The organism is Stenotrophomonas sp. PS02298, from assembly GCF_029959445.1.
Classification (GTDB): Bacteria; Pseudomonadota; Gammaproteobacteria; order Xanthomonadales; family Xanthomonadaceae; genus Stenotrophomonas.
Genome location: NZ_JASCOR010000242.1, coordinates 1 through 4282 on the forward strand (window position 1 = coordinate 1; position 4282 = coordinate 4282).

The window sequence follows — 4282 nt, forward strand, 5'->3', positions numbered from 1 at the left end:
GTGCCGAGCCATGCTCGGCAAACCGCGCGGATGCGCAGCGCGATCCGGCAGCGCATACACCGGAACGAAGTGCAGCCGAGCATGGCTCGGCACTACAAAATCTTGCCCCAGGAACGCGCCGATGACCGACACCACTTTTGCCGTGCCAGCCAGCGACGCCGCGCCGCGTTGGCCTGTGCGCTATCTCCTTTTCATCGCCGGTCTTGGCGGCCTGCTGTACGGCATCGACATCGGCATCATTGCCGGCGCCCTGCCCTATCTGGAAGCCACCGCCAGCCATGCCTGGCAGCTGAGCAGTCAGCAAATGGGCTTCGTGGTTGCGGCCGTATTGTTGGGCAGCGTGTTGTCGTCGCTGTTCGCCGGCATGATCGCCGACCTGATCGGTCGCCGCGGCGCGATGATGCTCGCTGGCGTGCTGTTCACCGCCAGCATCCCGATCATGGCGCTGGCCTCTGGCTATACGCCACTGCTGCTCGGGCGCCTGTTGCAAGGCATCAGCGGTGGTCTGATCGGCGTGGTGGTGCCGCTGTATCTGGCCGAAGTGCTGGGACCGGAGCGGCGCGGTCGCGGCGCAGCGATGTTCCAGCTGCTGCTGACGGTTGGGCTGGTGCTGGCCGCCTTGATTGGCCTGTACCAGGCGCATTCGGTGGATGCAGCAACCGAGTCGGTGCGCAACCTGCCACTGGTGCAGCAGGCACAGCATCTATTCGCGGTGAAGGACCAGGCCTGGCGCACCATTTTCTGGACCTGCCTGCTGCCGGGCGTGGTGTTCTGCATCGGCCTGTTCTGGCTCAATGAATCACCGCGCTGGCTGGCACGCCGCGGCCGCATCGACGCCGCACGTCGCGGCTTGCAGGCCACGCTGCCACCGTCGCAGGTGGAAGCCACGCTGGCACAGATCCAGAATCCGGTCATCGCGAAAGCCGAAGGCGAGCGCGACCGGCTTTTCAGCCGCCGCTACATGGTGCCGTTCGTACTGGCCTGCTTGGTGCTGGCCTTCACCCAGGCCACCGGCATCAACTCGATCCTTGCTTACGCGGTCAACATCCTCAATCAAGCTGGCCTGCCGGGTGCAGCTGCGAACGGCGCGGATGTAGCGATCAAGCTGCTCAACGTGATCATGACGCTGGTCGCCTTGTTCCTGGTGGATCGCAAGGGCCGCAAGTTCCTGCTGATGATCGGCAGCGGCGGCATCTGCCTTGCCCTGCTGGCTGCGGCGATGCTGTTCTTCAAGGCAGAGCAGGGCCGCGCCGATGTGCAGCAGGTATTGCAGCGATCCGTGCAGGCAGATGGCCTGCAGTTGCAGCTGGACGCGGCGCAATGGCACCAGCTGGCCGGCACCCGCAATCGCGATGGGCAACCGTCGCAGCTGACGGTGTCGTGGAGCTACGGCGGTTTCAGCGATGTGCGCTCACTGCGTAGCGACAATCCCAGCGATCAGCAGCTGTTGATCGAGCGCTCCAGCACCGTGCATGCCGACAGCGTGATTGGCCGTTTCTTCCGCAGCCTGCACCTGAATCCCTTCCCCGACCCGAGCGCCGCTGCCAATGCGTCGCTGCGCATCGAACAGGCCTGGATCGGCGCGGTGCCGCCGGCTTCGCATGGTTGGGCGGTGGCGGCCTGCATCCTGGTATTCGTTGCGTTCTTCGCGGTCGGCCCGGGCGTGTGCGTGTGGCTGGCCTTGTCGGAGTTGATGCCAAACCGCATCCGCTCGAACGGCATGAGCATCGCGCTGCTGATCAACCAGTTCGTATCGACCACGATCGCAGCCGTGTTCCTGCCAACAGTAGGCCACTACGGCTACGCCAGCATGTTCTTGTTCTGGGCGGCGTGTACGTTTGCCTTCTTCCTGATTGCGGCGTTCTGGCTGCCGGAGACCAAGGGCAAGACGCTGGAACAGATCGAGGCGCATTTCCGCTGAGTGGCGGTTGAGCTACACGCCAAAGCAGGAATCAAAAGCCCCCTCATCCGCCCTCCGGGCACCTTCTCCCGCAGGCGGGAGAAGGGAAAGCAGACATCACTGGGAACTGACGCATTGCTCGCGCTCAGGCATGGCTATGCGCGGCCAACCACCAGAACCGACGAAGCCCAGCCTTCCCTTCTCCCGCTTGCGGGAGAAGGTGCCCGTAGGGCGGATGAGGGGGCTTCTACGCTTCTACGCTTCTACGCTTCTACGCTTCTGAGCCTCAAAGCCTTAAAGCCTTAAAGCCTCAAAGCCTCAAAGCTTGAGAACCTAAAAGCTTGAGAACCCCAAAGCGTCCCCAGCTTTCAACTTTCACACAACCCCACAAACGCAAACGGCCACCCGAAGGTGGCCGTTGCTGCAAACAGGCTTGGCCTGTTGGCGGATTACTCGGCGGAAGCCTTGGCAGCCAGGCGAGCAGCCTTGGCCTGCTGGGCAGCAGCCAGATCTTCCTTGATGCGGGCAGCCTTGCCTTCCAGGCCACGCAGGTAGTACAGCTTACCGGCGCGAACCTTACCGCGACGCTTCACTTCGACCGAGTCGATGATGGCGCTGTGGGTCTGGAAGACGCGCTCGACGCCGTAGCCGTGCGAGATCTTGCGCACGGTGAAAGCGGAGTTCAGGCCAGCATTCTTGGTGCCGATGACGACGCCTTCGTATGCCTGCACGCGCTCACGGTTGCCTTCCTTGACCTTCACGTTCACCACGACGGTGTCGCCCTGGCTGAACTTCGGCAGTTCGCGGGTGATCTGGGCGGATTCGAATTCCGCGACGATGGACTTGTTCAGCTTGCTCATTGGGTTACACCGATTGTTCGGGGTGGGCGTGTCGGTATCGACAGCTTAGGCTCATACAGTCGCCGGATTGCGCTGCACGTTATTGTTCTGGCTCCTCGTCAAGCCATTCAGCCGACGGGAACTCGTAATTCTAACTTACTGTTTGCCCTCGGCGCCAGTAGCTTGTTTGAACGACTCTGCAAGCGTCTGCCGGGCTTCGGCCAGCAGCTTGCGGTCGGCCTTGTTCAGGCTGGCCTCGTCCAATAGATCCGGACGCCGCAGCGAGGTGCGCAGCAAGGATTGCTGGCGGCGCCAGGCGGCAATGGCGGCATGGTTACCGGAGCGCAGCACGTCCGGCACATCGCCCAGCACGTGGCTGGCCGGATGGCTGTAGTGCGGGCAGTCCAGCAGGCCATCGCCTTCAAAACTGTCCTGAACCGCCGATTCGGCGTCGTTCAAGGCACCGTCCTGCAGGCGGGTGACCGCGTCGATGATCACCGCTGCACCCAGCTCACCGCCGGACAGCACGTAATCGCCGATGGAGATCTCCTCGTCCACCTCATTGGCCAGGAAACGCTCGTCCACGCCCTCGTAGCGACCACAGAGCAGGATCATCCGCGGCAAGGCCGCCAGCTCACGCACCTTGGCCTGGTCCAGCGGCCTGCCCTGCGGGCTCAGGTAAATCACCGGCGCCGGCGTCGGATCGGCCTCACGCGCTGCCGCCAGGGCTGCACGCAGGGGCTCGATCAGCATCACCATGCCCGGGCCGCCACCGAAGGGACGGTCGTCCACCCGCCGGTAATTGCCCTCGGCATAGTCACGCGGGTTCCAGCCATGCAGCTCCAGCAGGCCCCGCTCCTGCGCACGCCCGACCACGCCCAGCGCGGCCGATTGGGCAAGGAATTCAGGGAACAGGCTGATGACGTCTACACGCACAGGCTTTAGAACTCCGGATCCCAATCGACCACGATCAGGTTGGCGTCGAAATCCACGGATTTGACGAAGTCACCCATCACGAACGGAATCATCCGCTCACGGTCGCCACGGGTAACCAGCACGTCGTTGGAGCCGGTACTGAACAGATGCGAGGCAATACCCAGCTTGACGCCTTCGACGGTCTGCACGTCCAGGCCTTCCAGATCGACCCAGTAATACTCGTCCGCGCTCGGCGGCGGCAAGGCGCTGCGGGCAACGTAGATCTCGGTCCCGCGCATGGCTTCGGCCACGTCGCGGTCGGTCACGTCCGGGAAGGTCGCCACCAGGGTCTTGCCCGAATCACGGCCACGCACACCGGTCAGCTCGGATTCCTGCCCCGCAGGGGTACGCAGGATCCAGGGCTGGTATTTGAAAATGGCAGAACGCGGCTCGGTCCAGGACTCAAGCTTCAGTTCGCCGCGCACACCAAAAACGCCGGCAATCCTGCCCAGCAGGATCCGGCGCTCGATATCTTTCTTCATATAGCAGTCGGGGGGGGGGGGGGGGGGGGGGGGGGGGGCGGGGGGGCGGGCCGGGCGCGCGGGGGCGGGGGGGGGGGGCGTGGGGG

At 63.9% G+C, this 4282-nt stretch carries 4 protein-coding genes; 1 reads left to right on the top strand and 3 read right to left on the bottom strand.

Annotated elements, in window-relative coordinates; translation table 11 throughout:
* Positions 1-121: 121 nt before the first annotated feature.
* Positions 122-1921, top strand: coding sequence for an MFS transporter (locus QMX78_RS20295; RefSeq protein WP_282273028.1), 1800 nt, complete (start codon positions 122-124; stop codon positions 1919-1921).
* Between the two features lie 428 nt (positions 1922-2349).
* Here QMX78_RS20295 and rplS read toward each other — a convergent pair whose 3' ends face one another.
* The 3 genes from rplS to rimM form a co-directional block, all read right to left on the bottom strand.
* A complete protein-coding gene (rplS, locus tag QMX78_RS20300; RefSeq protein WP_057626601.1) occupies positions 2350-2760 on the bottom strand; it encodes a 50S ribosomal protein L19 in 411 nt (136 codons plus the stop codon).
* Between the two features lie 135 nt (positions 2761-2895).
* Positions 2896-3675 carry a tRNA (guanosine(37)-N1)-methyltransferase TrmD gene (gene trmD, locus QMX78_RS20305; RefSeq protein ID WP_282273029.1) on the bottom strand — a complete coding sequence of 260 codons (780 nt, stop codon included), beginning with the start codon at positions 3673-3675 and terminating at the stop codon, positions 2896-2898.
* A 5-nt stretch (positions 3676-3680) separates the two neighbouring features.
* Positions 3681-4196, bottom strand: coding sequence for a ribosome maturation factor RimM (gene rimM, locus QMX78_RS20310; RefSeq protein ID WP_282273031.1), 516 nt, complete (start codon positions 4194-4196; stop codon positions 3681-3683).
* Between the last annotated feature and the right edge of the window lie 86 nt (positions 4197-4282).

Bases quoted from the DNA above. Each gene is read 5' to 3' on its own strand.
- rplS (WP_057626601.1), bottom strand. From the start codon at position 2,760: ATGAGCAAGCTGAACAAGTCCATCGTCGCGGAATTCGAATCCGCCCAG.
- rimM (WP_282273031.1), bottom strand. From the start codon at position 4,196: ATGAAGAAAGATATCGAGCGCCGGATCCTGCTGGGCAGGATTGCCGGC.
- QMX78_RS20295 (WP_282273028.1), top strand. From the start codon at position 122: ATGACCGACACCACTTTTGCCGTGCCAGCCAGCGACGCCGCGCCGCGT.